The organism is Mycobacterium paragordonae (assembly GCF_003614435.1).
Classification (GTDB): domain Bacteria; phylum Actinomycetota; class Actinomycetes; order Mycobacteriales; family Mycobacteriaceae; genus Mycobacterium; species Mycobacterium paragordonae.
The window spans coordinates 4,945,215-4,971,525 of sequence record NZ_CP025546.1 but is presented as its reverse complement, the minus strand read 5'-3'; the positions used below and the strand labels follow the sequence as shown (position 1 = coordinate 4,971,525).

The 26,311-nt window shown below is 65.4% G+C and carries 26 protein-coding genes and 1 tRNA gene; 14 read left to right on the top strand and 13 right to left on the bottom strand.

What is annotated here, in order from left to right; genetic code table 11:
• Positions 1 to 10: 10 nt before the first annotated feature.
• The 3 genes from C0J29_RS22300 to rdgB all read left to right on the top strand — a co-directional run bounded on the left by C0J29_RS22300 (position 11) and on the right by rdgB (position 2,418).
• Positions 11 to 790 carry a cyclic nucleotide-degrading phosphodiesterase gene (locus C0J29_RS22300; RefSeq protein ID WP_065165091.1) on the top strand — a complete coding sequence of 260 codons (780 nt, stop codon included), beginning with the start codon at positions 11 to 13 and terminating at the stop codon, positions 788 to 790.
• A gap of 138 nt (positions 791 to 928) precedes the next feature.
• A complete protein-coding gene (gene rph, locus C0J29_RS22295) occupies positions 929 to 1,708 on the top strand; it encodes a ribonuclease PH (RefSeq protein ID WP_120794900.1) in 780 nt (259 codons plus the stop codon).
• Positions 1,709 to 1,806: 98 nt separating this feature from the next.
• Positions 1,807 to 2,418 carry an RdgB/HAM1 family non-canonical purine NTP pyrophosphatase gene (gene rdgB, locus C0J29_RS22290; RefSeq protein ID WP_120794901.1) on the top strand — a complete coding sequence of 204 codons (612 nt, stop codon included), beginning with the start codon at positions 1,807 to 1,809 and terminating at the stop codon, positions 2,416 to 2,418.
• Position 2,419: 1 nt separating this feature from the next.
• Here the strand turns inward: rdgB and C0J29_RS22285 are convergent, their stop codons facing one another.
• Genes C0J29_RS22285 through C0J29_RS22275 form a run of 3 tightly spaced genes read right to left on the bottom strand, consistent with a single transcriptional unit; the run spans position 2,420 to position 3,774 of the window.
• Positions 2,420 to 2,770 carry a DUF3817 domain-containing protein gene (locus C0J29_RS22285; protein WP_120793596.1) on the bottom strand — a complete coding sequence of 117 codons (351 nt, stop codon included), beginning with the start codon at positions 2,768 to 2,770 and terminating at the stop codon, positions 2,420 to 2,422.
• Entirely contained in the window at positions 2,767 to 3,150 is a 384-nt protein-coding gene (locus C0J29_RS22280) for a hypothetical protein (protein ID WP_065044890.1), read from the bottom strand. The genes C0J29_RS22285 and C0J29_RS22280 overlap by 4 nt, the downstream gene beginning before the upstream one ends.
• Before the next feature lie 48 nt (positions 3,151 to 3,198).
• Entirely contained in the window at positions 3,199 to 3,774 is a 576-nt protein-coding gene (locus tag C0J29_RS22275) for an LAGLIDADG family homing endonuclease (RefSeq protein ID WP_242460520.1), read from the bottom strand.
• 265 nt (positions 3,775 to 4,039) lie between these two features.
• On the opposite strand from C0J29_RS22275, the gene C0J29_RS22270 reads away from it, so the two are divergent.
• The 3 genes from C0J29_RS22270 to C0J29_RS22260 all read left to right on the top strand — a co-directional run bounded on the left by C0J29_RS22270 (position 4,040) and on the right by C0J29_RS22260 (position 6,620).
• Positions 4,040 to 4,123: transfer RNA gene (locus C0J29_RS22270), tRNA-Leu, on the top strand.
• A gap of 128 nt (positions 4,124 to 4,251) precedes the next feature.
• The gene (locus C0J29_RS22265; protein ID WP_120793595.1) at positions 4,252 to 5,382 is read left to right on the top strand and encodes a ferredoxin reductase; all 1,131 of its coding nucleotides are present in this window, start codon (positions 4,252 to 4,254) and stop codon (positions 5,380 to 5,382) included.
• A gap of 11 nt (positions 5,383 to 5,393) precedes the next feature.
• Positions 5,394 to 6,620 carry a fatty acid desaturase family protein gene (locus tag C0J29_RS22260; protein ID WP_065044892.1) on the top strand — a complete coding sequence of 409 codons (1,227 nt, stop codon included), beginning with the start codon at positions 5,394 to 5,396 and terminating at the stop codon, positions 6,618 to 6,620.
• Here C0J29_RS22260 and C0J29_RS22255 read toward each other — a convergent pair.
• Positions 6,617 to 6,835, bottom strand: coding sequence for a DUF3072 domain-containing protein (locus C0J29_RS22255; RefSeq protein WP_055579659.1), 219 nt, complete (start codon positions 6,833 to 6,835; stop codon positions 6,617 to 6,619). The genes C0J29_RS22260 and C0J29_RS22255 overlap by 4 nt on opposite strands.
• 116 nt (positions 6,836 to 6,951) lie before the next feature.
• Between C0J29_RS22255 and C0J29_RS22250 the strand changes: the two genes are divergently transcribed.
• Positions 6,952 to 7,572, top strand: a complete 621-nt coding sequence (locus C0J29_RS22250) for a TIGR03085 family metal-binding protein (RefSeq protein WP_120793594.1) — start codon at positions 6,952 to 6,954, stop codon at positions 7,570 to 7,572.
• 93 nt (positions 7,573 to 7,665) lie between these two features.
• On the top strand, positions 7,666 to 8,733 hold the full coding sequence (locus C0J29_RS22245) for a phosphotransferase family protein (protein WP_065163161.1): 1,068 nt from the start codon (positions 7,666 to 7,668) through the stop codon (positions 8,731 to 8,733).
• Here C0J29_RS22245 and C0J29_RS22240 read toward each other — a convergent pair whose 3' ends face one another.
• The 4 genes from C0J29_RS22240 to C0J29_RS22225 all read right to left on the bottom strand — a co-directional run bounded on the left by C0J29_RS22240 (position 8,734) and on the right by C0J29_RS22225 (position 14,620).
• Positions 8,734 to 9,435, bottom strand: a complete 702-nt coding sequence (locus C0J29_RS22240) for a TetR/AcrR family transcriptional regulator (RefSeq protein WP_065163128.1) — start codon at positions 9,433 to 9,435, stop codon at positions 8,734 to 8,736.
• A gap of 12 nt (positions 9,436 to 9,447) precedes the next feature.
• Positions 9,448 to 9,885 carry a hypothetical protein gene (locus C0J29_RS22235; protein ID WP_120793593.1) on the bottom strand — a complete coding sequence of 146 codons (438 nt, stop codon included), beginning with the start codon at positions 9,883 to 9,885 and terminating at the stop codon, positions 9,448 to 9,450.
• A 97-nt stretch (positions 9,886 to 9,982) separates the two neighbouring features.
• Positions 9,983 to 13,309, bottom strand: a complete 3,327-nt coding sequence (locus tag C0J29_RS22230) for a LuxR C-terminal-related transcriptional regulator (RefSeq protein WP_172834751.1) — start codon at positions 13,307 to 13,309, stop codon at positions 9,983 to 9,985.
• A 141-nt stretch (positions 13,310 to 13,450) separates the two neighbouring features.
• Complete coding sequence (locus C0J29_RS22225; RefSeq protein WP_065163131.1) at positions 13,451 to 14,620, bottom strand: acyl-CoA dehydrogenase family protein; 1,170 nt, start codon at positions 14,618 to 14,620, stop codon at positions 13,451 to 13,453.
• A gap of 91 nt (positions 14,621 to 14,711) precedes the next feature.
• Between C0J29_RS22225 and fabG the strand changes: the two genes are divergently transcribed.
• The 6 genes from fabG to C0J29_RS22195 all read left to right on the top strand — a co-directional run bounded on the left by fabG (position 14,712) and on the right by C0J29_RS22195 (position 20,230).
• Complete coding sequence (fabG, locus tag C0J29_RS22220; protein ID WP_162951531.1) at positions 14,712 to 15,476, top strand: 3-oxoacyl-ACP reductase FabG; 765 nt, start codon at positions 14,712 to 14,714, stop codon at positions 15,474 to 15,476.
• Entirely contained in the window at positions 15,473 to 16,714 is a 1,242-nt protein-coding gene (locus C0J29_RS22215) for an acetyl-CoA C-acetyltransferase (RefSeq protein WP_120793592.1), read from the top strand. Before fabG ends, C0J29_RS22215 begins: the two co-directional genes overlap by 4 nt.
• On the top strand, positions 16,711 to 17,913 hold the full coding sequence (locus C0J29_RS22210) for a CoA transferase (RefSeq protein WP_120793591.1): 1,203 nt from the start codon (positions 16,711 to 16,713) through the stop codon (positions 17,911 to 17,913). The genes C0J29_RS22215 and C0J29_RS22210 overlap by 4 nt, the downstream gene beginning before the upstream one ends.
• Before the next feature lie 14 nt (positions 17,914 to 17,927).
• Positions 17,928 to 19,121, top strand: coding sequence for an acyl-CoA dehydrogenase family protein (locus tag C0J29_RS22205; RefSeq protein ID WP_065163135.1), 1,194 nt, complete (start codon positions 17,928 to 17,930; stop codon positions 19,119 to 19,121).
• A 4-nt stretch (positions 19,122 to 19,125) separates the two neighbouring features.
• Entirely contained in the window at positions 19,126 to 19,806 is a 681-nt protein-coding gene (locus tag C0J29_RS22200; protein WP_065044901.1) for a GntR family transcriptional regulator, read from the top strand.
• Positions 19,807 to 19,870: 64 nt separating this feature from the next.
• Positions 19,871 to 20,230: an Rv1352/Rv1906c domain-containing protein gene (locus tag C0J29_RS22195; RefSeq protein WP_065044902.1), complete on the top strand. Its 360-nt coding sequence runs from the start codon at positions 19,871 to 19,873 to the stop codon at positions 20,228 to 20,230.
• Here the strand turns inward: C0J29_RS22195 and C0J29_RS22190 are convergent.
• Genes C0J29_RS22190 through C0J29_RS22170 form a run of 5 tightly spaced genes read right to left on the bottom strand, consistent with a single transcriptional unit; the run spans position 20,206 to position 26,298 of the window.
• Complete coding sequence (locus C0J29_RS22190) at positions 20,206 to 21,729, bottom strand: class I adenylate-forming enzyme family protein (RefSeq protein WP_120793590.1); 1,524 nt, start codon at positions 21,727 to 21,729, stop codon at positions 20,206 to 20,208. The two genes, C0J29_RS22195 and C0J29_RS22190, sit on opposite strands and share 25 nt — an antisense overlap.
• Positions 21,722 to 23,281: a class I adenylate-forming enzyme family protein gene (locus C0J29_RS22185; RefSeq protein WP_120794897.1), complete on the bottom strand. Its 1,560-nt coding sequence runs from the start codon at positions 23,279 to 23,281 to the stop codon at positions 21,722 to 21,724. The genes C0J29_RS22190 and C0J29_RS22185 overlap by 8 nt, the downstream gene beginning before the upstream one ends.
• Entirely contained in the window at positions 23,271 to 24,713 is a 1,443-nt protein-coding gene (locus C0J29_RS22180) for a class I adenylate-forming enzyme family protein (protein ID WP_120793589.1), read from the bottom strand. Before C0J29_RS22180 ends, C0J29_RS22185 begins: the two co-directional genes overlap by 11 nt.
• Positions 24,713 to 25,492: an enoyl-CoA hydratase/isomerase family protein gene (locus C0J29_RS22175; protein WP_065163162.1), complete on the bottom strand. Its 780-nt coding sequence runs from the start codon at positions 25,490 to 25,492 to the stop codon at positions 24,713 to 24,715. Before C0J29_RS22175 ends, C0J29_RS22180 begins: the two co-directional genes overlap by 1 nt.
• Positions 25,492 to 26,298, bottom strand: a complete 807-nt coding sequence (locus tag C0J29_RS22170; protein WP_120793588.1) for an enoyl-CoA hydratase/isomerase family protein — start codon at positions 26,296 to 26,298, stop codon at positions 25,492 to 25,494. The genes C0J29_RS22175 and C0J29_RS22170 overlap by 1 nt, the downstream gene beginning before the upstream one ends.
• Positions 26,299 to 26,311 lie beyond the last annotated feature (13 nt).

Below are 26,311 nucleotides of genomic sequence, written 5' to 3'. Positions count from 1 at the left end.
TGGCACAGTGGTGTCCGTGCGACTAACCGTGCTCGGATGCTCCGGCAGCGTCGTGGGTCCGGATTCGCCCGCGTCGGGTTATCTGCTTCGGGCACCGGACACTCCGCCGCTTGTGATCGACTTCGGCGGGGGTGTGCTGGGGGCGCTGCAACGTCATGCCGATCCCGGTTCGGTCCATGTGTTGCTGTCGCATCTGCACGCCGACCACTGCCTGGACGTGCCGGGCTTGTTCGTCTGGCGGCGATACCACCCGACCGCGAAGCCGAACGGTAAGGCTTTGCTGTACGGCCCGAGCGACACCTGGTCGCGGCTGGGCGCGGCCTCGTCTCCGTACGGCGGCGAGATCGACGATTGCTCGGACATCTTCGATGTGCGGCACTGGGTCGACGGCGAAGCGGTGGACATCGGCGCGCTGAGCGTGCTGCCCCGGGTCGTCGCGCATCCCACTGAATCGTTCGGACTGCGTTTCACCGATCCGAGTGGAGCCTCGCTGGTCTACAGCGGGGATACCGGTGAATGCGACCAACTCGTGGAATTGGCCCGCGGCGCGGACGTCTTCCTGTGCGAGGCCTCGTGGACCGACTCGCCGAAGCATCCGCCCGCCCTGCATCTGTCTGGCACCGAAGCTGGTCGGGCAGCGGCACGGGCCGGCGTGCGGGAACTGCTGTTGACACACATTCCGCCGTGGACTTCTCGCGAGGACGTCATCAGCGAGGCCAAGGCCGAGTTCGACGGGCCCGTGCACGCGGTCGTGCCCGGCGAGACCATCGAAGTCCGGCGGGCTGGCTGAGGCTGCGCACACTGTTTCGAGTGCGCGGTGGCCGCGCGATTTCCGGCGGATCGCCGCAGTGATCGCACACCGAAAGCAGTCGTCGCACACTCAATGCCGTTCGGTGCGCGTTGGCTGCCCGGCGATAGGGTAGGTGTCGTGTCCAAAAGAGAAGACGGCCGCCTCGACGACGAGCTTCGCCCGGTAACCATCACCCGCGGTTTCACCGACCATCCGGCGGGTTCGGTGCTTATCGAATTCGGCGGCACGAAGGTCATGTGCACCGCCAGCGTCACCGAAGGGGTGCCGCGCTGGCGCAGGGGATCTGGCCTGGGTTGGCTCACCGCGGAGTACGCGATGCTGCCGTCGGCCACCCACACCCGGTCGGACCGGGAGTCCGTCAAGGGCCGCGTCGGCGGGCGCACGCAGGAGATCAGCCGGTTGGTCGGTCGGTCGCTGCGGGCGTGCATCGATCTGGCTGCGCTGGGTGAGAACACCATTGCCGTCGACTGCGACGTGCTGCAGGCCGACGGCGGTACCCGCACGGCCGCGATCACCGGCGCCTACGTCGCGCTGGCTGACGCCGTCACGTACCTGTCGGCAGCCGGCAAGCTGTCCGATCCCCGGCCGCTCTCGTGCGCGATCGCGGCGGTGAGCGTTGGTGTGGTGGACGGACGGGTCCGCGTCGATCTGCCCTACGAGGAGGACTCGCGCGCCGAGGTCGACATGAACGTCGTCGCCACGGACACCGGCACGCTGGTCGAGGTGCAAGGCACCGGCGAGGGCGCGACCTTCCCGCGGTCGACCCTGGACAAGCTGCTCGACATGGCGCTGGGGGCCTGCGAGAAGTTGTTCGCCGCCCAGCGCGAAGCGTTGGCGCTGCCGTACCCGGGCGTGCTGCCCGAGGGGCCGAAGGGGCAGAAAGCGTTCGGAAGCTGACCGTGTCCGAGGGTGATGACCCGCATCGCCCGGCTGCGCCGGGCTTGCGATCATCGGTGCCGGACGGTGATGACCCGCATCGCCCGGCTGCGCCGGGCTTGCGATCATCACGAGTCTTGGTGGCTAGCCGCAACCGCAAGAAGCTGGCCGAGTTGCAGCGGGTGCTGGACGGCGCTGGCCTGTCAGGTGTGACGCTGGTGTCGCTGGATGACGTCGCGCCCTTCGACGAGGCGCCGGAGACCGGCGCGACGTTCGAGGACAACGCCCTGGCCAAGGCGCGTGACGCGTTCGCCGCAACCGGATTGCCCAGCGTCGCCGACGACTCCGGTTTGGAGGTCGCCGCGTTGAACGGCATGCCCGGCGTGCTGTCCGCGCGCTGGTCGGGCAGGCACGGCGACGACGCCGCCAACACCGCGCTGCTATTGGCCCAGTTGCGCGACGTGCCCGACGAGCGGCGCGGCGCGGCGTTCGTCTCGGCCTGCGCGCTGGTCTCCGATGCCCATGAGGTGGTGGTGCGCGGCGAGTGGCCCGGGACGATCGCCCACGAGCCGCACGGCGACGGCGGGTTCGGCTACGACCCGGTCTTTCTTCCCGCCGAAGCCGACGCCGACGGCCGGACGGCCGCGCAACTCAGCCCGGCGGAGAAAGACGCGGTGTCGCACCGCGGTCGCGCGCTGGCCCTGTTGTTGCCGGCGCTGCGGGCGCTGTAAATCAGACCGGGAAGCTGGCCTTGACCTCTTTGGTCTGCCGGTGTTCCACGATGAGGCCGAGCAGCGGGATGGTGCCGGCGAGCAGTACGCCAATGGTCTTGCCGATCGGCCACCGGACCTTGATCGCAAGGTTGAACGCGGCCAGCACGTACACGAAGTACACCCAACCGTGCACGACTTCGATCCACCGGATTTCGCGGTGGTAGACCAAGTGCGAGACGACCTCTCCGCACAGCACGATCAGCCAGATACCCGTCGTCCACGCCATCACCCGATACGCCAGCAACGCAGTGCGGATCTTGTCGGCGGGGAACGCCGAAGCGCTGCGCTCGGGCGTCTCGGGTGTGCTCATGCGGTCGTCCTTTTCTGCTGTGCAGCATCGTCTTTGGCGAGCTCGGCCAGGTAGGCGTTGTACTCGCGCAGCGCGGGATCGTCGGGTTGTTGCGGTTCGGGTTTCGGCCGTTCGGGAAGCAGGCCGGGAGGAATCTCGGTGACGGTGTCGCGCGGGGCGGGCGCGACGTCTTCGTAGCGGACGAATTTACGGTACGCATAGACGCAGAACGCGGCGAACATGGGCCATTGCAGGGCGTAGCCGAGGTTCTGGTAGTCGCCCGACACCGACTGGAATCGGGTCCACTGCCACCAGCCCAGCGCCAGGCATCCGCACGCCGCAAAGACGACCAGCGCTATCGCTGCGGGTCGGCGGCGTCTCGTGCGGACCGGGGTGGACACCTTACGACGGTACCGCGTGGGAGTTCTCCGGCGGCCCTGAGCGGGCGCTCATGACTTGGGACCGACGAACTCGTCCAGGCGCGCCACCGCGGCCTTGCGGTAGACCGCGATGCAGTACTGACTTGGCCGCGTCCACGGAATATCGAGCTGGTCGAGGGCTCCACAGAAGAGCGCGCGGATATCGTCGGATCGATTAGAGAAGTGGTATCGAATGCTTAGCACACCACGGTCGTTGGCGACGACGCGACAGCCGTCACTATCGATCAGACCTCGAACGAATTGTTCTGGCGCTTGACTGACGAGGACTTGCTGCCAAGGCTCCAGCCGAATTGGCCGAAGATGCTTCATGCCAGGGCCATGTTGCGGCAAGAGACAGGGCCAATGGCGGGAGTAGTGCGAAACGTCCACGCACCCATAGCTGCGTGGATGGATCGAGGCGTGTTGTCCTGGGAAGAGAGCATCGATTGCGGCACGACAGCGATCAATGATGCGCGGGTACTTCTTATCCAGGGTGATCCTGAGACGCCATACACGGGTGCTCTTTGAAATACAACCATCACCGAGGTACAGACCGAGCAGGTAGCAGTAGTGCATGGGCGGCAGCGTGGCTAGATCGTGGTCCATACGACAATCCGCCGAACCAGCGTGAACCCTTCGACGCACTTGAAGCCCGCAGAAACGCCAGTCGTGCACTGTCCTGCGGGGAATGCCAGTGTGTCTCGCAATAGCGCAATCGTTCATACCCGCGGCGATTAGACGCTGCACGGCGTCGAACTCCTCAGCTGATCGCACTGGCGAGCCCTTCTGGTCGGGTAACGCTGAATGCACACCCTATGGGGGGCCACTGACACTCTCGCCAGCAAGCAGAGCGGTACGATCAGGCAACGCAGCGGGCGTGATGAAATTGGCATACATGCCGGCTTTAGGTGCCGGTGCTCGTGAGAGCGTGTGGGTTCGAGTCCCACCGCCCGCACCCAAACACACTAAGCGTTTCGCTCATTTCAGCGAACGGGTGTTTATCGAAAGCCCGGATCGGGAAGTGGATACCTACCGTGCTTCAACCGTCTCACGGAAGTTTCCGACAACCCTTGGGGAAGAACTATGGGTTCGACACTTCGCAGTGTCTTGCAATGGAGCAAAGCGCCCGCGGAAGGCGTTTCAACAGCGTCGACGCACTGGGCGAACGTGGCACGGGGGCTGGCTGCCCGAGCGACCACGCCGCTGCTTCCCGATGATTACCTGAAGTTTCTCAATCCGCTCTGGTCGGCGCGCGAACTGCGAGGGCTGATTGTCGGTGTACAACCGGAAACTGAAGACTCCGCCACCGTCACGATCAAGCCGGGGTGGGGCTTCTCCGGTGACTACAAGGCCGGACAGTATGTCGGCATCGGTCTGCGCATCGACGGTCGCTGGCACTGGCGTTCGTACTCGCTGACCTCGGTTCCGCGGCGGGACAACAAGAACATCACCATCACCGTCAAGGCCACTCCCGAGGGTTTCCTGTCCACGCACCTGGTGGAGGGAGTGAAACCCGGGACCATCGTGCGGCTGGCCGCTCCGAAGGGGGATTTCGCGCTGCCCGAACCACCGCCGGAGAAGATCCTGTTCATCACGGCCGGAAGCGGTATCACCCCGGTGATGGCAATGCTGCGAACCTTTCAATCACGGGGTCAGAAGGCGGATATCGTCCACATCCACTCCGCGCCCAGCGAAGGGGACGTGATCTTCGGCGACGAGCTACGCGAACTCGAGAAATCCCAGCCCGGTTATCGACTTCATCTGCAGCTCACCGAAACTGCAGGTCACCTCGAGTTCGGCAAGCTGGCTGACATCGCGGAAGACTGGAAAGACCGCCCGGCGTGGGTCTGCGGCCCGTCCGCTCTGCTGGACGATGCTGAAAAGCTCTGGGAAAAGGCCGATCTCAGCGATCAGCTGCATATGGAGCGCTTCACCATCGCCGCTACCGACAAAGGCGGCGAAGGTGGGACTGTCACCTTCTCAATCTCGGACAAGACGATCGAGATCGACGGTGCGACTTCGCTTCTGGACGCCGGCGAGAAGGTCGGTATCCAGATGCCGTTCGGTTGCCGGATGGGTATCTGCCAGACCTGCGTACTGCCATTGGAAGCGGGACATGTCCGCGACTTCAGGTCAGGAACCGAACATCGCGAAGGTGACCGCATTCAAACTTGCATCTCCACCGCCTCCGGCGACTGCACGCTCAAAATCTGAAGGAGTATTAGATGGCCATCACCGACATCAAGGAATACGCCCACCTGACCACCGAAGACGTCGAGCAACTCGCGCAGGAGCTGGACGCGATCCGTGCCGAGGTAGAAGAGTCCCGCGGCGAGCGTGACGCGCGGTACATTCGCCGCTCCATCCAGCTGCAGCGCGCGCTGGCGGCCGGTGGTCGAATTGCGTTGTTCGCCAGTAAGAATAAGGTCGCCTGGCTGGCCGGAACCGGCATGCTCGGAATGGCCAAGATCATCGAGAACATGGAGCTCGGCCACAACATCACCCACGGGCAGTGGGACTGGATGAACGACCCGGAGATCCATTCCACCGAGTGGGAGTGGGACACCACCTGCCCGAGCGTGCAGTGGAAGCACTCGCACAATTTCGTGCACCACAAGTATACCAACGTCGTCGACCTCGACGCCGACGTCGGTTACGGCATCATGCGGGTCACGCGCGACGAGCCTTGGGAGCCTTATTATCTGGGCAACCCGATCTACAACATCCTGCTCGGCACGCTGTTCGAGTGGGGCGTCGCGTTGCACCACATCGAGTCGAAGAAGCTTCGGAAGAAGGAGAAGACCTGGGCGGAGGCGCGCAAGGACCTGCGCGTGATCGGCACGAAGGTCGCCAAGCAGGCCGGTAAGGACTATTTGGTGTTCCCGGCGCTGACGGGCCGCAATTGGAAGCAGACCATGAAGGCCAATTTCGTGGCCAACCTGATCCGCAACTACTGGTCCTACATGGTCATCTTCTGCGGCCACTTCCCCGACGGCGCAGAGAAATTCACCGTCGAGGAGTTCGAGAACGAGACGCAGGGGGAGTGGTACCTACGCCAGATGCTGGGATCGGCGAATTTCAACGCCGGACCGGTGATGGCTTTTATCAGCGGCAACCTGTGCTATCAGATCGAACATCATCTGTTCCCGGACCTGCCCAGCAACCGCTATGCCGAGATCTCGGTGCGTGTCCGTGAGCTGTGCGACAAGTACGATCTGCCCTATACAACGGGATCCCTTGGCCGCCAGTATTTTCAGTCGTTCTGGACGATTTTGAAGCTGGCGTTGCCGGACCGCATGCTCAAGGCGACATCCGACGACGCGCCGGAAACGCGCTCGGAACTGAAGTTTCGCGTGCGCGCCGGCCTGAAGGAGAGCTTCGTTGATCCCGAGACAGGCCGACGCCGCGGTTTGCGCACCGCATTGCGCGAATTGCGTTCGACCGCAGCCTAACCGGTGCCGCGGCCAGTCTTCTGCTGCAGCTCGTCGATCAGTGCGGACGCCTGGGCTTTGGTCAGGTCGTCCGGGACGTCGGCGCCGGCCTCCTGAGCCAAGGTTTGCACATAACTGCGTTGGGGGCCGGTCATCGGTTCGTCGCCGGTGACCCAGTCGGCGGGATCCTTCTCCGGATTCTCCTGCGGCGCCTGCAGTGCTTCGTTGTTCGTCATGTTTGTCACCTCCGCACACCCGGATAGCCATCGCACAAACTTTCGAAACCTGCGGACCGGCGGTGAATCGATACCATCGGTGTCGGCGTAATGCCCTTGAACTGACGGGAGATCACGTGTCGATTGCACAACGCGAGCGGGCCGCGCTGGTGGAGACCATCCGGGCCGCGGGGCCCGAGGCGCCCACGCTGTGTGAAGGGTGGAAAACCCGCGATTTGGCGGCTCATCTGGTGATCAGGGAGTATCGGCTGGACGCCGCCCCCGGCATCCTCATCCCGTTCTTCGCAAGACACACCGAGAAGGTGCAGACCGAGGTCGCCCAGCACACCGGATGGGACGAGCTGGTGGACAAGGTCGCCTCCGGTCCTCCCGTCTACTCGCCGTTCAAGGTGCTCGACCCGCTGATCAACGTGGCGGAGATGTTCATCCACCACGAGGATGTTCGCCGCGCAGCCGCAAGCTGGGAGCCCCGCGAGCTCGAGCCCGGCCTGAAAAACAGACTGGCACGGACGGTGCCGCTGATGGGGCGGCTCACCTTGGCGAAGGTCCCCGGGCGGGTTGCGCTGCGCACCGCTGGCGGCAAGACGCTGCTGACCGCCGGGAACGGGCCGGCTGTCACGGTCACTGGTGAGCCCGAGGAACTGCTGCTGTTCGCCGTGGGCCGAGCGGCCCGGGTCGATTTCGACGGTGACGAGTCGGCGGTGCAGGCCGTCCGGGAAGCGCCGAAGGGCTTCTAGGCCTCTTAGGGCCGCGTGTACGGAAGCCGATGCCGTATGCCTTACAGTCTCCTACGTGGCTCGTAACCTGGCTGGAGGCGTGTGGTGAGTGCCGTGTCTTCAATCCCGCGCTACCCCACCGACGTCACTGCCGAGTGGTTGTCAATGGTGCTCAGCCGCCGCGGCACATCGGCTGAGGTTGCCGACGCTGAGGTGGTCGCTATCGGTACCGGGCAGACCGGAGCCACTTACCGGGTCACGGCCACCTACGGGTCCGATCCCGCCGGGCTGCCCCAGACGTTCGTGATCAAACTGCCCGCTCAGGATGACGCCGTGCGGGATCGGGTGGTCTTCGGTTACCGCAGCGAATGCTCCTTCTACAGCTCGGTGGCCGATCGGGTGCGGGTGCCGGTGCCGGAGTGCTACTACTGCGAGATCACCGATGATGCAATGGAATATGCGCTGCTGCTGGCCGACCAGGCACCCGCGGTGCAGGGCGATCAGATCGCGGGTTGCGGCGAGCGGGAGGCGCGGCTGTCGGTGACCGCGTTGGCCGGCCTGCACGGACCGACCTGGTGTGATCCCATCTGGCTGGATCTGCCCGGCATCGCGTTCGGGCGTCCCGATGAGGAATCGGCGAAGGGGCTCGGTGACGTCGCACAGATGAGTGCCGACATCACGCTGGAAAAGCTGGGCGACCGGATGACTGAGCAGGACCGCGAAACCTTCGGTGCCACAATGCGTATGGTGACGCCGTGGTTATTGTCCGAGCATGACCGGTACGCCCTGCTGCACGGGGATTACCGCCTGGACAACCTGTTGTTCGATCCCGAGCGCACCCGGGTGAGCGTGGTGGACTGGCAGACGCTCGGCATCGGACTCCCGACTAGGGACCTGGCGTATTTCACGGCCACCAGCCTTGACTCACAACTTCGTGCCGCCGTCGAGGCAAGCCTGGTCGACGACTACTACCAAGCGCTGCTCGGCCACGGCGTCACCGGATACGACCGCGACACCTGCTGGCGTGACTATCGCCTGGGAGTTGTTCAGGCGCCGCTGATCTCGGCGTTGGGGTTCGCGTTCGCCTCCTCAACCGACCGCGGCGACGACATGGTGCTGACCATGCTCACTCGCGGATGTCAGGCGATTCGCGACCTGGGGACCCTGGACCTGATTGGTTGATCACCCGCTCGGGAGAAGCGCCACCATCTTCTCCACCTGCTTGCGGGTGAGCACCACCGTCGACCCGTCGGGTAGACCTAGGATCCGGTCCGTCGCAACGCCATACAGCTTCAGGCGTTTGACTGCGGCGTCGACGACTTTGCGGCGAGCCCGCGCGTCCGGTGCGTTCATGATGCGGACCACCTGTGTGTCCATGCTGGCGGCGAACCCCTGAATCATGTCACCGACACCCTCGGGATCGAAGGTGTCGAACACGCCCTGCCGCACTCCCTCGGTGATCAGTTCGGTCAGCACTGGCCGGAAAAGATCCTCCCAGATAGTGACGATGCGCTGAAACAGTGGCCGGTTCTGCGGTTTCAGCAGTGAGGTCATCGCCGCGATCTGTTCCGGTGCCCCCATGGCCATTTTGACCTGATAGCTCGCCGCGAGGCCGGCGTTGAGGCGCTCCAACGCATTCTTGCCCGGCTGGGCGAAAACCGGACGCAGCGCCTCGAATGCCTGCCCGGCGCTGCGCTGCGCAAGTGCTTCGACCAGTGCCTCCTTGGACGGGAAGTAGTGATAGAAGGCGCCTTTGGACGTACCTGCGGTGGCGAGCAGATCGTTCAGGCTGACGTTTTCGTATCCGTGTTCGAGAAAGAGCGCAAGAGCCTGGTCCAGCACTTCGGCTTGGCGGACATTTTTCTGCTTGATGACGCGTGCCATTGCGGTGGCGACTCAGTCGGACTTTATCGCCCACCCCACGTAGGCGAGGTAGAGACCGCACAGGGCCAGCAGCCCGAATCCGACGCGCACACCAACGAGGGCAGGGCCAGACGGCTGCGCGGAGGATGCGGCCGCATTGACGATCAGCTGTGGCATCGCGAGCAAGACGAAGCCCCGCAGCAGTAGGAACCAACCGAACAGGGAGATGATCACGGCGGCGATGCTGCGCCAAAACTGGTGAAACGCAATGATGAACAGGCCGCCGATGAACAGCAGTGCACCCGTCATCCATGGCCACATCGGGTCGGTCGAGAAGGTGGACAGCAAACCTCTGATGCTCGCGGCCCGGATGGCGACGATCGCGGGAACCACGGCAATGAACGGCCCGAGCACCCGGGCGAATGAGCGGGTGCGCTGTGATCGGTCGATCGTGGTGACAGTAGTGCTCATGCCTCGACTCCGTGTCCTCGTGGCGGTGGCGGCTCGTCCGTCCCCAGTTAGACCACTGGTCTAATTTTAGGCCAGTGGTCTAAAAATCGCGAGTAGGTTATTCCCGACGACCTGCTTCGTGAACCAATTGCATGCGGGAAGTCAGCCCGAGCTTGCTGTAGACGTGCGTGAGATGAGTCTGCACGGTGCGCGGAGAAATGAAGAGGCGGACGCCGATCTCTTTGTTGCTGTGACCTTCCTGAGCCAGGCGAACCACCTCGAGTTCGGTCGGTGTCAGGGAATCCCATCCGCTGGCGGGTCGTTTGCGTTCCCCGCGGCCCCGTTGCGCATAGGCGACCGCCTCGTCGGCGGACAGCTTGGAACCGGCCTGCCAGGCAATACGGAATTCGTCGTCGCTTAAGGCAATACGCGCTTCATCCAGGGAAGCGAGATAGCCGGCGTCATAAACCCGGAAGCGAATGATTTCGAGTTGTTGCCGCATGGCCTGGGTTGCGCCGAACAGGCGGACCGCGTCGAGGTGACTTCCTGCGGCAACGGCCAATTGGGCGAGCGTTTCCATAAGGTCTGGCACGAAGAGGTGTGCTCCCAGCTCGACCGCCCGGGCCAAAGCATCGTGTGCGTCGCGCTCGGCTTGCCCGAATTCCCTCTGCGCAAACGCAACTCGCGCCCGGGTGGTGAGTGCGTGCGCCGAGAAGCAACCAACCCCGGCGGCGACGTCTGCGTCGGCGAAGCTGCGCGCAGATGCCAGCTCACCGCGTGCCAGTGCGACCTGGGCGGCCGGCTTGCTGGGTGTGGCAGCAATCTTGAGCCAGAACCCGTCCAGGTGCTTGCGGGCCTCCTCGCACGCGGTCCATGCCGCATCCACGTCGCCCCCGGCCAGTGCAGCCACGACGAGCGCTGAATAAACCACGCCCTGCTGGTACCGCCCGATCTCTGCAGCGCCGTCGAGCGCTTCGAGCGCGACCCTGCGCGCCTCGTCGGGCTTTCCTCGATAGGCCAGGACGTGGGCCAGGGTTGCCCGAGCGCTCACCTGCCAGATCAGCGCGTGCTCGGCGTCGGCCTCGGTCATCACCTCGCGGTGCCGCGCTTCTGCCTCGGCGGTCAGCCCGCGAGTGAGGAGCGCGTTGGACAGACACCAGCGACAGCCGCGCGAGTAATTCCGGTCGCCTATCGCGTCTGCGAGATCACGGCCTTCCGTGCCCGCTGACACGGCGGTGGCCAGGTCACCTGTGCCGACTATTGCGTTGAACGCCTTGCTGTAGAGGAGTTGGCTGAGTCGCCTGCGATCCCCGAGGTTTCTGATGAGTTCCTCAGCCTCTGTCAGATAGGGCTCCGCCGCCTCGCGATCCCGCGCGGCGAGGCGGCCGCAGGTGGTCAGCGTCCGCGCCAGGAGTGCCGGATCGTCGAGTCCGCGTGCGATTTCCAGCGCGTCCTGGGCCCATGTGAGGCTTTCAGCCTCGCGCATATTGCACAGGAACGCCTTGTCGGACAGGGCCCGAGCCTTTGCGGCGGGCGTCACGTCCGCAGACCCGGAATCAGCGTCCGCCAAAGCCGCATCGAGCCAGGCAGATCCTTCGTTGATGTAGCCGCGGGTCAACCAGAGCGGTTGTAAGGACGTGGCCAGCCCCAGCGCGCTTTCGGCGTCGCCGGTTTCTCGACTCCATGCGTACGCCGCGCGCAGATTGTCGATCTCGATCTCTGCGCGATCGAGCAGCATCGGCAGGTCGATGGCGTCCGGCATGTCCAGGGCCGCAGCCAGCCTGGTGTAGTGGTCGCGGTGTCGGTCCCGGAGAGCAGCGGCGTCAACCGATTCGGTGAGCTTCTCCTGTGCATACTGGCGGATCGTTTCCAGTAACCGGTATCGGGTTGCGTCGCCGGCTGTTTCGGCTACCACCAATGACTTGTCGACCAGCAGCGCCAAGATGTCCAGCACTTGGTGGCGGGCCAGATCGCCGTCGCTGACGACCTCCTGGGCGGTCTCGAGGTCGAAGCCGCCCAGAAAAACCGCCAACCTGCGGAACAGGACGCGCTCCGGCTGAGTCAGCAGATTGTGCGACCAGTCCACCGAGGCTTGCAGGGTCTGCTGGCGGCGCACGGCGGTTCGAGAGCCACCGGTGAGCAATCGGAACCGGTCCTGCAGTCCGTTCAGGATGTCGTGCGGCGTCAGGGCGCGCACCCGCGCCGCAGCCAATTCGATGGCCAGCGGCATACCGTCTAAGCGGCGGCATATCTCGACTACCGCCGCCGCGTTGTCGTCGTCGATAGCGAAGCCTGGGCGGGCTTGTGCTGCCCGATCGGCGAACAGACGGACGGCGTCGTCGGACAGCGATAACGACGGCACCCGCCATGTCACCTCGCCGGTCAAACCGATCGGCTCGCGGCTGGTGCACAGCACCCGCAGTCGCGGACAGCCGCCCGCCAACGAGGTGAGCAGCGTTGCGGTGGAATCGAGCAGGTGCTCGCAATTGTCCAACACGACAAGCACATTCCGATTTCCGATGTGCTGCAGCAGGCTGTGCTGCGGTGAGCGTCCCGGCTGATCCGGCAGGCCGAGCGCGCGTGCGACCGTCGCGGCGACCAGGTCTGGGTCGGTGACCGGCGCCAGGTCGGCCCACCAGGTCCCGTCGCCGAAGTCAGCCACGGCCAGTGTCGCAACCTGCAGGGCCAGTCGGGTCTTGCCGACGCCGCCCGCGCCGGTCAGCGTCACCAGGCGGTTGTCCGCCAGAACCGCACGCACCTCGGCTATCTCCGCGGTCCGCCCTACGAAGCTGGTCAGCTGAGGTGGGAGATGTTGGGCGACAACCGTTTCCCGCAGCCGCAGCGGTGCAAAATCGTTGCACAGGTCGGGATGACACAGCTGGACAACGCGTTCCGGGCGGGACAGGTCGCGCAGCGGGTGACTGCCCAAGTCGGTCAGCCACGCATCTGTTGGAGGGCAGTCCGCGATGAGGTCGCTGGTGACGCCGGACAGTACGGTCTGGCCGCCGTGTGCCAGTTCGCGCAGCCGGGCAGTCCGATTGATCGCGGGTCCGACGTAGTTGTTCTCGTCACGCAACTGCACCTCGCCGGTGTGCACTCCGATGCGCAGCCGCAGCGGCGCCAGGGCGGCCCGCTGCAGCGCGAGTGCGCAGGCTACCGCGCTCGACGCGCGGTCGAACGCGACCACGAAGCTGTCGCCTTCGCCCTGTTCGACGGGACGAACGCCGTGGTGCGCTGACACCAGCCGGTCCAGCGTGCGATCAAGGTTGGCGATCGCGGCGGTCATGTCGTCCGGACTCGACTGCCACAACTGCGTCGAGCCCTCGACATCGGCCAGTAGCAGGGTGACGGTGCCGGTCGGCAACGGCTCGTTCATGTCCGTACCGCTCCACTCCACAGACCTGGCCTGTGCCCGAGGATTGCGTTCGTTCATGTTAGCCAGCATGTGGGAGACACGGGAGAAGAACATCGGCGCATGCGCGTAGATCTACGCTGAGACACCGAAGAAGTCGATCTCTTGTCAGGTTGGGCGGGCGTCACCCGGCAGTCGACGGGGGAGTGGTTTTCCGGGCGGGCGTAGCGTCCGTTAGCGCTGTGCCGCCTTGACGAGGTTGGACCCGATGATCAGTTGCTGAATCTCGCTGGTGCCCTCATACAGTCGTAGCAGGCGCACATCCCGATAGATGCGTTCGACGGGAACACCGCGCATGTAGCCACTGCCCCCGTGCACCTGCACGGCGAGATCGGCGACCTTGCCTGCCATTTCGGTGCAGAACAGCTTGGCCGCCGACGGCGCGATCCGCCGGTCGGAATTGTCGACCCACTGCCGTGCCGTGTCACGCACCAGCGCGCGTCCGGCCAGCACGCCGGTCTGCTGCTCGGCCAGCATTGCCTGCACCAACTGAAAGTTGCCGATCGGTGTGCCGCCCTGGGTTGCGGTTGCGGCGTAAGCCACAGATTCGTCGAGCGCGCGTTGCGCCGCGCCCACGGCAATTGCGGCGATGTGAACCCGTCCGCGCGCCAGGGAGGTCATGGCGGCGCGGTAGCCGATGTCTTCATTGCCGCCGATGAGTGCGGTGTCGTCGACGCGTACTTCGCTGAAGCTGACGTCGGACGTCCAGGCGCCCTCCTGACCCATCTTGGCGTCCTTGACGCCGACCTCCACACCGGGCGCGTCGGCCGGGACCAGGAACACGGCGATGCCGGGACCCTTGTCGTCGGCGGGCCGGGTGCGGGCGAAGACGATGAACAGGTCGGCAACGGGGGCGTTGGTGATGAACCGCTTCTGCCCGTCGATGACCCAGTGTTGCTGATCACGAACGGCTTTCGTCTTCAAGCCGGCCGGGTTGGAACCCGCGCCCGGCTCGGTCAGGGCGAAGGAGGCGACGGTGTCGCCGGACGCGATTGACTCGAGCCAGCGGCCCTTCTGCTCGTCGGTGCCGAAGCCGACCAGGACCTGACCGGCGATGCCGTTGTTGGTGCCGAACATCGACCGCAGTGCCAACGAGGTGTAGCCCAGTTCCATGGCCATCTCGACGTCCTGCACCAGGTTCAGGCCGAGCCCCCCGAACTCCTGCGGAATCGCATAGCCGAACAGGCCCATCTTCTTGGCCTGGTCACGCAGATCGTCGGGCACCCGGTCGTCATCGAGGATCTCCTGCTCACGCGGCACGACGGCGGTCCGGATGAAGTGGCGGGTCTGCGCCAGGATTTCGCGAAAATCCTGGTCAGAGACTTCGGGGACCTCTGAAGTCATGTGAGGTGGCTCCTTCTGGCAGGATTGGCACGACAAGGCAATATCATATATGAAATACGATATTGGTTGATGCGGGCCTGGGTTGTGGGCCATGACGAAGGGGTGCGTGATTCAGGTGTCGTTGCTGGACGGTCAAACCGCGGTGATCACGGGCGCAGCGCAAGGACTCGGGTTCGCAATCGCCGAACAGTTCGTCGCGGAGGGCGCCCGCGTAGTGCTCGGCGATGTGAACCTGGAAGCGACCCAGGCGGCGGCCGAAAAGCTCGGTGGCGACGACGTGGCGGTTGCCGTGCGATGTGATGTGACGAAATCCGATGAGGTGCAAGCGCTTCTGGACACCGCTCTGTCGCGCTTCGGCGGACTGGACATCATGGTCAACAACGCCGGGATAACCCGTGACGCGACCATGCGCAAGATGACCGAGGAGCAGTTCGATCAGGTCATCAACGTCCACCTCAAGGGCACGTGGAACGGCATCCGGCTGGCCGCGGCGATCATGCGGGAGAACAAGCGCGGCGCCATCATCAACATGTCGTCGGTCTCGGGCAAGGTCGGGATGATCGGCCAGACCAACTATTCGGCTGCCAAGGCCGGGATCGTCGGGATGACCAAAGCCGCCGCCAAAGAGCTTGCCTACCTGGGTGTTCGGGTGAATGCGATTGCCCCCGGGCTGATCCGCTCGGCGATGACGGAGGCCATGCCGCAGCGCATCTGGGACTCGAAGGTGGCCGAGGTTCCGATGGGCCGCGCGGGTGAGCCCAGCGAGGTGGCAAGCGTCGCTCTGTTCCTGGCCTCGGATCTGTCCTCGTACATGACCGGCACGGTCATGGAGATCACCGGGGGCCGGCACCTGTGACGACCGGCGCTCGGCAAGAGACGGCCCGCCGCGAGGCGGTGATCTGCGAGCCCGTCCGGACTCCCATCGGCCGCTACGGCGGAATGTTCAAGTCGCTGAGCGCGGTTGACCTCGGGGTCGCCGCGCTCAAGGGTCTGCTGCAGCGCACCGGCCTTGCCCCCGACGCCGTCCAGGATGTCATTCTCGGCCACTGCTATCCGAGCAGCGAGGCACCCGCGGTCGGGCGGGTGGTGGCCCTGGACGCCGGCCTGCCCGTGACGGTTCCGGGAATGCAGGTCGACAGGCGGTGTGGATCCGGACTGCAGGCGGTCATTCAAGCCTGCCTGCAGGTCGCCAACGGCGACAACGACCTGGTGATCGCCGGCGGCTGCGAAAGCATGAGCAACGTGCCGTTCTACTCCACCGATATGCGTTGGGGCGGAGCCCGTTCCGGTGTCCGGGTGCACGACGGGCTGGCCCGCGGACGCATCACCGCCGGCGGCCGTCACTACCCGGTGCCGGGCGGCGTGCTGGAGACCGCCGAGAATCTGCGGCGGCAGTACGGCATCTCGCGTCGTGAACAAGACGAGTTGGCGGTGCGCTCACACCAGCGCGCCGTCGCGGCACAGAAGGACGGCATCCTCAACGACGAGATCATCCCGGTGACGGTGAGCACCCGCCAGGGCGACGAAGTGGTCGACACCGACGAACATCCGCGCGCCGACACCACGGTGGAGTCGCTGAGCAAACTGAAACCCGTTCTCGTCAAGGAAGATCCGGAGTCCACCGTCACCGCGGGCAATGCCAGCGGCCAGAACGACGCAGCTTCGATGTGTGTGGTGACGACGCCCGACAAGGCGGCCGACCTGGGTTTGACGCCGCTGGTGCGGCTGGTGTCGTGGGGTCAGGCCGGAGTGGCGCCCCACATCATGGGCATTGGGCCGGTGCCCGCCACCGAAGTTGCGCTGGCCAAAGCCGGGCTTCAACTCAGCGATATCGACCTGATCGAACTCAACGAAGCCTTTGCGGCCCAGGCTCTCGCGGTGATGCGGGAGTGGAAGTTCGGTGCCACCGACCACGACCGCACCAACGTGCACGGCTCGGGAATCTCGCTGGGTCATCCGGTGGGAGCCACCGGTGGACGGATGCTGGCCACCCTGGCACGCGAACTGCACCGCCGCCAGGCACGCTTCGGGCTGGAGACCATGTGTATCGGCGGCGGCCAGGGGCTGGCGGCCGTGTTCGAGCGGGTGCCATGAGCGCTCCCGCACTGCCGCTGGACGGTCTCACCGTCATCGAGGTGTCGAGCTTCGTCGCCGCACCACTGTGCGGTATGACGCTGAATCAGCTGGGCGCCAAAGTGATTCGGATCGATCCGATCGGCGGCGCGGCGGACGCGCAGCGCTGGCCATTGTCCGAGGACGGCACCTCGATCTACTGGACCGGGCTGAACAAGGGAAAGCGTTCGGTCACCGTCGATCTGCGTTCAGAAGAGGGACGGGAGCTGGTCCAGCGACTGGTCGTGGAATCCGACGGGATCATCGTCACCAACGCCGCCGGCATGACATGGCTGGGTCATGAGGCATTGGCCGCCAGGCGTACCGACATCATTCACGTCCAGCTGCTCGGGCGCGGCGACGGGTCCACCGGGGTGGACTACACCGTGAACGCCGCCGTCGGCTTTCCGCTCGTCACCGGCCCGGCCGAGCACGCCGGTCCGATCAATCATGTGCTGCCGGCCTGGGATGTCAGCTGCGGCTTGTATGCCGCGCTCGCCGTGGTGTCGGCGGTGCGCCGCCGGGACCAGTCCGGACAGGGAGCCCGCGTCAGCATCGCGCTCGAAGACGTAGCGCTGGCCACGGCGGGAAACCTGGGCCTGCTGACCGAGCCCCAGGTACTCGGGACCCAGCGGCCACGGGTGGGCAATTCCATTTTCGGCCAGTACGGTCAGGACTTCGTCAGCCGGGACGGCACCAGGTTCATGGTTGTGCTGTTGACGCGACGGCATTTTCGTGACCTGGTCGAGGTCACCGGGACCGGTGCGGCCGTGTCGGCGCTGGCCGAGGCGTTGAACGTGGACTTCGGCGCCGAGGGAGATCGCTACCGGTACCGCGACGTGCTCTCGGGCCTGTTCGCCACCTGGTTCGCCGACCACGACGCCGAGCCGATCAGCGCGGCACTGGCCGCTACCACGGTGCTGCACGAGCGCTACCGCACCTTCGCCGAGGTGGCCGAGGACCCGAAAGTCACTGCAAATCCGCTCTTTTCCCGGCTGCACCAGCCGGGCGTCGGCGACTATCTGGCCCCGGCAATGCCGGCCGCCTTCGATGGTGTCCACCCCGCCAGTGCACCCGCACCGGCGCTCGGGGCCGACACCGCCGACGTGCTGGCCGAGTACCTGGGTCTGACGGCCGACGACATCACCCGGCTGGCCGGCGCGAAAACCATCGCAGGCTGAGAGGAATCCCGCGCATGACCAAACTCGCCCAGACACTCGGTCTCACCGACATCCAGACCGAGATCGTGGCAACGGTGCGCCAATTCGTCGATAAGGAAGTCATTCCCAACGCCCAGGAACTCGAACACAGCGACACCTATCCCCAGGCGATCGTCGACGGATTGCGCGACATGGGCCTGTTCGGGCTGATGATCCCGGAGGAGTACGGCGGGCTGGGGGAGTCGCTGTTGACCTACGCGTTGTGCGTCGAAGAGCTGGCCCGCGGCTGGATGAGCGTATCGGGTGTTCTGAACACCCACTTCATCGTCGCGTACATGCTGCGTCAGCACGGCACCGACGAGCAGAAACAACGGTTCCTCCCTCGGATGGCCATCGGCGAAACCCGTGGCGCCTTTTCGATGTCGGAACCGGAACTGGGTTCGGACGTGGCCGCGATCCGCACCCGGGCCACCCGCAATTCCGACGGCACGTACACCATCGACGGCCAGAAGATGTGGCTGACCAACGGCGGCAGCTCGACGCTGGTGGCGGTGCTGGTGCGCACCGACGAAGGCGCCGACAAGCCGCACCGCAACCTGACGGCGTTCCTGGTGGAAAAGCCAACGGGTTTCGGTGAAGTCGTGCCGGGCCTGGTCATCCCCGGCAAGATCGACAAGCTCGGATACAAGGGCATCGACACCACCGAACTCATCTTCGACGGCTACGGCGCGAGCGCCGATGACATCCTCGGTGGCAAGCCCGGGCAGGGCTTCTTCCAGATGATGGACGGCATCGAAGTCGGCAGGGTGAACGTATCGGCCCGCGCCTGCGGAATCGCGCTTCGGGCCTTCGAACTGGCCGCGCGCTACGCCCAACAACGGCATACCTTCGGCAAGCCGATCGCCGACCACCAGGCCATCGCGTTCCAGCTGGCCGAGATGGCGACGAAAGTCGAAGCCGCCCATCTGATGATGGTGAACGCGGCCCGGCTGAAGGACTCCGGGGAACGCAACGACGTGGCCGCGGGGATGGCCAAATACCTAGCCAGCGAGTTCTGCTCCGAGGTGACCCAGCAGAGCTTCCGAATCCACGGGGGTTACGGCTACTCCAAGGAGTACGAGATCGAACGGCTGATGCGCGATGCGCCGTTCCTCCTCATCGGGGAAGGCACCAGCGAGATCCAGAAGTCGATCATCAGCAAGCGCCTGCTCGACGAGTACCGGGTGTGAAGCCATGACGGTTCCCGACTTCGGCGCGCGTCCTCAGCTGTCCGAGGATGTCGCGAGTTTCGTCCGGAAGCGCATCTTCGAGGGCACCTACGCCGCCGGCCAGTACGTCCGACTGGACCAGCTGGCTATGGAACTGGGTGTCAGCGTCACCCCGGTGCGTGAGGCACTGTTCGCGCTGCGCGCCGAAGGCCTGGTCGCTCAACAACCCCGACGTGGTTTCGTGGTGCTGCCGCTGACCCAGCGCGACCTCGCCGATGTCGCCAACGTTCAGGCCCATGTCGGCGGGCAACTCGCCGCGCGTGCCGCGCTGAACATCACCGACGACCAGCTTCGCGAACTCCAGAAAATTCAGACTCAGCTCGAAGCCGCCTACGCCGCAGATGACGACGAGCGCACGGTGCGCCTGAACCACGAATTCCATCGGGCCATCAACATCGCCGCGGACTCGGCGAAACTGGCTCAGTTGATGTCGCAGATCACCCGCTACGCACCCGAATCGGTGTTCCCGATGATCGAGCACTGGCCGGATCAGGCCATCCGGGACCATCGGCGGGTGCTGGACGCGCTGGGCAAGCACGACGAGGAGCAGGCCCGTGCCGCGATGTCGGAACATCTGGCCGCCAGCGCGATTCCGCTGATTGATCATCTCATCGAGCGTGGCGTGGTGGTTCGAGGCGAACACTGACGCCTTGTCCCGGCGTGACCGGGGACATACGCTGCCCCTACGGGTCGCAGGACAGGGGAATGAAATGCGCGTGTTGCCTACCACAGCGGTGCTGATGGCCTGCGTGTCGGCGATCGTGTCGGCGCCGCCGGCCGCCGCCGAGCCATTGGATCCGATACCCGGCAATGGTGTCTTCGTGGTCGGGCCTGACATCGCGCCCGGTCTCTACCGCACGGCAGGCTCGGCATCGACGTTCGGGGTGTGGATCAACAACGTGCCGACCCAGGACTCGATGTGCGCATGGTTCACCTACAGCACGCCAGACGCCAACAAGGAGCATGTGCTGCAGACGAACATCTCCGTGGGCCCGATGTTCGCCAACATCAACACCTCGGTCAAGGCGTTCGAGTCGCAGAATTGTCAACCTTGGACGCGGGTGCCCTGAGTTTTCAACAGCTCACGTAGCCGGGGAATATCGACCTTACCGGTACCGCCCCGGGGCACGTCGTCATCGGAGTCCAACAGCAGCCACACCGTCGGTATCTTGAACGTGCTCAGCACTTCTCGGGCAGCATCGCGCAACTGGCGGGCGTCGAGGCCCGCGCAGAGCACCGCGGCCCCCACCTGGCCGTCCACGTCGGTGACGAAGGCATTCTGGACGCCGTCGAAGCTGCGCAGCGCCCGTTCGACTTCGGCGGGATAGACGGTGGCGCCGCTGACCTTGAACATGTCGTCGGATCTGCCGTGGTAGTAGAGGAAGCCGTCCGCGTCGAGTCGGCCCAGGTCGCCGGTGGGGTAGTAGCCGTCGACGGTGAACACTTCTTCGCGGCTGCACCGGCAGATCCCGCGCAGCGTGTGCGGTCCCCGGAGTTGGATCATGCCCACGGTCCCCGCTGCGGCCGGTTGGCCTGAGTCCAGGTCGACAATGCGAATCTCCATGCCGGGAAACGGCTTTCCGCAGCTGCCCCACGTGGATGCGGGCAGGTCGGTGTCGGCGGGATAGCCGCAGTACGGTCCGAATGCCTCGGTCATGCCGAACAATCTGGCTCGCGCGCCGGCCGGTGCACGCTGCTCGACGGGCAGCAGCGCCTCCAAGCTGCCGGGTCGTAGCGCGGACAGGTCGACATCGGCCCGATCCGGGTGGCGTGCCAGCGCTTCGGCCTGGTCGGGCCAGCCGCGGAACAGCGTGACACGCTCACGCTCCAGCAGCCGCAGGGTGGCAGCGGGCGCCGGGCGTTCCTCGGTCACCAGGGTGGCGCCGGCGAGCAGCGCGGACAGGACTCCGCTGCCGAAGCCGCCTACCCAGAAGAACGGCATCGGCAAATACAGGCGGCTGTCCGGGGTGATGCAGCGGGCCGCTAAGCCGGAGCGCACCGCGCCCAAAGCACTGCCATGCGAATGGATGACGCCCTTGGGCGCGCCGCTGCTGCCCGAGGTGAAGATGATGACGAGCGGGTCAGCCGGGGTTACCGTCCCGGCCATGGCGTCAACGATCCGGTGGGCCGGTCCGTTCGCGGTGACATGCTGCAGCCCTTCTACTGGCCAGACGCGTTGTAGCGCAGGAAGTTCGGTATTCGACACCGAACTGATGGCGTCGAGGTACCGATGCCCGCGGAACTCCTCGACGCTTACCAGGACCTGCACGGCGGCCGCCCGGAGCTGGGCGATGAGCTCGGCGGGCTGCAAGAGCGTGCTCAGCGGTACCAGCACCGCGCCGATGCGGGTCGCCGCGACGGCGATCTGCACCCAGCGGGTGCAATTGGGCATGATCAACCCGATCCGGGTGCCTTTACGCACCCCGGCCGCAATCAGCACGGCGGCCAGATCAACTGTGCTGGAATCGATTTGGCGATAGCTGAGTCGACCCGCGGGATCGATGACCATGGCTTTGGCGTCATGAGCGGCGGCCTGCAGTCGCACCAGACGATCGATGGTGTCAGTCATCGAACAGCTTCTTGAGTCGCTGCGCATCGATTTTTCCGCTCGACAGCAGCGGTATCGCGGTGCGGGGCAGGGCAAGAATGCGCCGCGGGATCTTGTAGGCAGAGAGTTCCGTTCGAAGACGCAGACGCAGTGCCGCCTCGTCGAAGTCCTCGGATCCGTCCGGTAGAACGACCACCGCGGCCACCACCTGCCCGCGGGTCGCGTCGGGTACGCCGACGACGTGCGCAGTAACGCCGATGCCGGCCATGGCCTTTTCCACCTCGACGGCAGAGACATTGGCGCCGGCCGTCTTGATCATTCCGCCCAGTCGGCCGGCGAAATACAGGAATCCGTCGTCGTCAGCGCGGACCAGATCACCCGTGTGGAACCAGCCGTCGACGTCGAAGCACTCTTCTCTGCTCCGCTTGTAATAGCCCTGCATGACATAGGGTCCGCGGACCCATAGTTCACCTACCTCGCCCGGTCGCACCGGAGTGCCGGTATCCGGATCGACGATCAACGTCTCGAACCCCGGCGCCGGTCTGCCGTAGGAACCCCGCCGCTGTTCGGGTTGATCGGATTCGTCCTCGCTGATCAGCAGGACGCTTCCGGCTTCGGTCATCCCCAGCATGTTGTGCCGCAATTCCGGATCCACGGGGCGGGCCTCCGGGGCCATGATCGGATACAGATTTCCTCGGCGCAGTGTCGACAGATCCCGGTCGAGATAACTCGGATGATCGGTCAGGTGCGCCACACCGGCCACGAAACCGTTGGTCATCGTCGGCTTTTCGGCTTCGATCAGATCGAGCACCGCACCCGCGTCGGTCGAGTTGGAGCACACCAGCGTCGATCCGGCAACCAACGTCGCGAGGAGGGCGAACGCGAGCCCCCCGATCCAGAAGAGCGGCGAGTTGCAGAACAGTTTGTCATCCGGGGTCAACCCGCGAATCGCATTGAGGTTGCGCTGATGGCCGATCAGAGCGGCATGAGTGTGCACCACCCCCTTGGGGGCGCTGGTCGAGCCGGACGTGTAGACGATGTCCAACACGTCACAACCGTCGACGTCGTCTTCCGTCGCGCGCAGCAACTCAGCGGGGACGTTCTCGCTGAGCTGCGACACCCGCTCGATGTCGGTGACATGACGCAGCAGCGGAGCACCGCTGATGAAGAGCTCACCATCGAGGTTCGCGCCGCCGAAAGCCTCGCCGAGGCGCTGCGCATAGTCATGCGATCGAAAAGAGCCGGCGCTCATCAGGATCGCCACATCGGCGTGCACCAGTTGTTCACGCAGTTCACGAGCGGTAGCGAAGGTCGAGAACGGCACCAAGACCGCGCCGATTCGGGTCGCGGCCAGCATTCCGATCACGAAGTCGGGACCGTTCGGATAGAGCAGGCCCACGTGGGTGCCCTTGCCCGCTCCCAGCGCGATCAATCCCCGGGCGAGAAGCGCCGAGCGCCGCTCGGCGTCGGTATAGCTGATGCGGTCAGCGTCGCACACCAGCATCGGGTGGCCACGGCGCGACTGGGACTGTTGTCGCAGCAGCCGCGCGATCGTGAAGGGTTCACCGGGCATGATCACGCTGGAAGAACTCACGGACCGCGCCCAGGTCGGTTTTGCCCGACGGCGTGCGGGGGATCTCGTCAACGACGACGATCTCGCTGGGAATCTCATATCGCGCCAGGCGCTTTCGCAAGTGCGTCACCAGGTCGTCGGTGGTGGCGGGCGCCCGCAGCTCCACCACGGCCACCGGAGTCTCACCGAGCCGCGCGTCGGCGCGGGCGATGACCGCCGCACCGGCCACCGCCGGGTGGCTCTCCAGCGCGTTGCGCACGTCGTCGGGCATCACCTTGAATCCGCCGCGGATGATGGCCTGGTCCGCCCGCCCCACAATCCAGACGAACCCATCCGCGTCGATGCGGGCCAGGTCCGTGGTCTGCATCCACCGCGCCGAGCCATGTTGTGCGGGCTTGACTTCGAGCCGGCCGACCTGGTCGGGGCCCACCACAGAGCCGGCGTCGTCAACCACGCGTAGCTGTGCACCGGGATTCGCACGACCCACACTGCCGCGCTTGGCAGCCCAGTACCGCTGGTGGTCGGGCAGTGTCCAACCGGCGACACCCCCACCGAATTCGGTTGCGGCATAAGAGGTGAGGACCGGGATGCCGTACCTCGCGGTGAACGCATCGGCGTCGTCGGCCGACAACGGCGCCGTGCCGCAGGTGACGGTGCGGATGCCGGCCAGGTCGTCGCGGGTCAGGCCGGAGTGCAACACCGTCCGCAGGGCGGCAGGTACCAGCGACACCGTGCGCGGCCGGTGCTTGCGTACCGCCGCCGCCCAGCTGGTCAGTTCGAAGCGCTCCAACAGAACGAATGGCCTTGCGGCGACGACACATTGCAGTACCCGGAACACCCCGCCGATGTGAACCAGCGGCGAATTGACGATCGCGACGCTGCGCCGCACCTCACCAGGCGGGGGTGCGGTGCGGTAGTCCGGGCCGATCACGCTGTGTGCCAGCGTGTCGTAACTCAGGTCGATGCGTTTGGGTGGGCCGGTGGTGCCGCTGGTCAGCATCCGCACCGCGACGTCGGAACGCTGCCGCGCTACTTCGGGGCGGCCGCCAGGCCCGTCGAAGATGCCGTCCAGGGAAACCGTTGCGGTGGAGGGATTTCCGTTGACCAGGGTGGTCAGGTCGTCGGGCTCACCCAGCACCAGGGGCAGCCGTAACCCCTCGATGTCGGCCCGGGTGCGCTCGTCCCCGCGGGACGGGTTGATGGTCACCACGGTTGCGCCGCTCATCAGCACACCGAGCAGAGCCGCCACGTGTGCGGGCCGGTTACGTAACAACATCCCGACGTCGGCGCCCCGCAGCGACGAGCCGACCCGGCGGGCCGCGGTCCCGAGCTGACCCCAGGAAATCCATCGGCCGTCGAACTCGATGGCCGGCGCATCCGGTTGCAACGTCAGCACATCGGCGATGCGCCGGCTGAGCGGATGATCAGTCACTAGCGGATCTGTGGCTTTCGCTGCCCGGCATCGCCGGCGGCCAGTTCCGCCGTGCCGACCGGGTTGCCCAGCCGGGTGTAGATCAGACCCTGTTCCATCGCCGCCCGGTAGGGTTTGTCGAGCGACTCCCAGATCGCCTTGACGGTGCCCTGGGTGGCCGACGGCGGTTTCGCCGCGATGGTCGCCGCGATTTCATGCGCCCTCGGCCACAGCTGTTCGGGCTCGACGACTTCCGATACCAGCCCGATACGCAGCGCGGTGTCGGCGCTGACGCGTTCGTCGTTGCCCATCAACGCCATTCGCAGCGTCTCGCCGAGGCCGATCCGTCGCATCAGCCCGATCGGCTCCAGCGCGCACACCAGTCCGGCAGACACATGCGAATCGAAAAACGATGCCTCCGTTGAGCAGATGACGACGTCGGATTCGTTCACAAAATAGAACGCGCCCGCTGTGCACATCCCCTGTATCGCGCACACCACCGGTTTCCACATCTTCTGCCACTTGGGGCTCAGGAATTCGCCGGGATCCTCGTGGTTCCAGATGTTGTCGGGTTGACCGTAGGGTGTCTTGATGTCCAGTCCGGCACTGAAAGCCCTTGCGCCGGCGGCCCGCAACACCACCGCGTGCACGGCATCGTCGAGCTTGACCACCCGCCAGGCTTCGGCCATCTCCATACACATGGTGCGGTTGAACGCGTTGAGCCGGCCGGGCCTGTTCAGCGTGATGGTCGCGACGTGGTCGGCGGCGTCGACCTCGAGCAGAATGGTTTCAAAGTTCATCAGCGGCACTGCCAATCCGGTTTCCGCTTCTCGACGAAGGCCCTGGGCCCCTCCTGCGCGTCGTCGGTGCGCAGCACCCGCTCACGGAACGTCTCGGCCATTATCTCGGCCTCGTGCAGCGGGACGTTCAGGCCTTTGAGGATTGCCAATCTGGTGCCCCGGACCGCCAGCGGAGCGTTGGAGTTGACGATGCCGGCGATCTCGCGCGCCCGGTCCAGCAGGCGATCGTGCTCGACGATCTCGCTGACCAGCCCGAGCTGATAGGCCCGCTGCGCGTCCATCCGTTCGTGCTTGCCCATCAACGCCATTCGCAGCGCGATCGAGCGGGGCAGCACCCGCGATACGCGAACCATCTCCCGTCCCGCCACCAGTCCGATGCTGACATGCGGATCGAAGAAAGTCGCCCGCTCGGAGGCGATGACGATGTCAGATGTCGTCACCCAATCCATGCCTGCCCCGCAGCACAGGCCGTTGACCGCGGTCACCACCGGTTTGGCGGTGCTGCGAAACGGCGGGGTCCCTTCCTGCGGCGCCTCCCACTGGTCGTAGGTCGACAGGTACGGCCGCTCGTAGATCACCTTGCCGTCTTCGGGAATGGCTTTGACGTCGGCTCCCGTGCAGAAGGCGCGGCCGGTGCCGGTGACGATGGTCAGCCAGACCCGGTCGTCGTTTTCGGCCTCGTCGTAGGCGGCCCGCAGCTCGGTGATCATGTGCGGGTTCAGGGCGTTCAGCGCCTCCGGGCGGTTCAGCGTGATGATGGCCGTGTGTCCGTCGATCTCGTAGACGATGTTGTCGAACGCAGGCATGGCTTCCCTTCTC

Excerpts from the sequence above, each read along its gene's own strand:
- C0J29_RS22240 (WP_065163128.1), bottom strand. The coding sequence starts at position 9,435 with ATGGCACGCGTCATCAAGCAGAAAAATGTCCGCCAAGCCGAAGTGCTG.
- C0J29_RS22265 (WP_120793595.1), top strand. The coding sequence starts at position 4,252 with ATGGGTTCGACACTTCGCAGTGTCTTGCAATGGAGCAAAGCGCCCGCG.
- C0J29_RS22260 (WP_065044892.1), top strand. The coding sequence starts at position 5,394 with ATGGCCATCACCGACATCAAGGAATACGCCCACCTGACCACCGAAGAC.
- C0J29_RS22255 (WP_055579659.1), bottom strand. The coding sequence starts at position 6,835 with ATGACGAACAACGAAGCACTGCAGGCGCCGCAGGAGAATCCGGAGAAG.
- C0J29_RS22190 (WP_120793590.1), bottom strand. The coding sequence starts at position 21,729 with ATGACTGACACCATCGATCGTCTGGTGCGACTGCAGGCCGCCGCTCAT.
- C0J29_RS22195 (WP_065044902.1), top strand. The coding sequence starts at position 19,871 with ATGCGCGTGTTGCCTACCACAGCGGTGCTGATGGCCTGCGTGTCGGCG.
- C0J29_RS22200 (WP_065044901.1), top strand. The coding sequence starts at position 19,126 with ATGACGGTTCCCGACTTCGGCGCGCGTCCTCAGCTGTCCGAGGATGTC.
- C0J29_RS22225 (WP_065163131.1), bottom strand. The coding sequence starts at position 14,620 with ATGACTTCAGAGGTCCCCGAAGTCTCTGACCAGGATTTTCGCGAAATC.
- fabG (WP_162951531.1), top strand. The coding sequence starts at position 14,712 with ATGACGAAGGGGTGCGTGATTCAGGTGTCGTTGCTGGACGGTCAAACC.
- C0J29_RS22235 (WP_120793593.1), bottom strand. The coding sequence starts at position 9,885 with ATGAGCACTACTGTCACCACGATCGACCGATCACAGCGCACCCGCTCA.
- C0J29_RS22275 (WP_242460520.1), bottom strand. The coding sequence starts at position 3,774 with ATGGACCACGATCTAGCCACGCTGCCGCCCATGCACTACTGCTACCTG.
- C0J29_RS22230 (WP_172834751.1), bottom strand. The coding sequence starts at position 13,309 with ATGCTGGCTAACATGAACGAACGCAATCCTCGGGCACAGGCCAGGTCT.
- C0J29_RS22175 (WP_065163162.1), bottom strand. The coding sequence starts at position 25,492 with ATGAACTTTGAAACCATTCTGCTCGAGGTCGACGCCGCCGACCACGTC.
- C0J29_RS22285 (WP_120793596.1), bottom strand. The coding sequence starts at position 2,770 with ATGAGCACACCCGAGACGCCCGAGCGCAGCGCTTCGGCGTTCCCCGCC.
- C0J29_RS22185 (WP_120794897.1), bottom strand. The coding sequence starts at position 23,281 with ATGCCCGGTGAACCCTTCACGATCGCGCGGCTGCTGCGACAACAGTCC.
- C0J29_RS22205 (WP_065163135.1), top strand. The coding sequence starts at position 17,928 with ATGACCAAACTCGCCCAGACACTCGGTCTCACCGACATCCAGACCGAG.
- C0J29_RS22170 (WP_120793588.1), bottom strand. The coding sequence starts at position 26,298 with ATGCCTGCGTTCGACAACATCGTCTACGAGATCGACGGACACACGGCC.
- C0J29_RS22210 (WP_120793591.1), top strand. The coding sequence starts at position 16,711 with ATGAGCGCTCCCGCACTGCCGCTGGACGGTCTCACCGTCATCGAGGTG.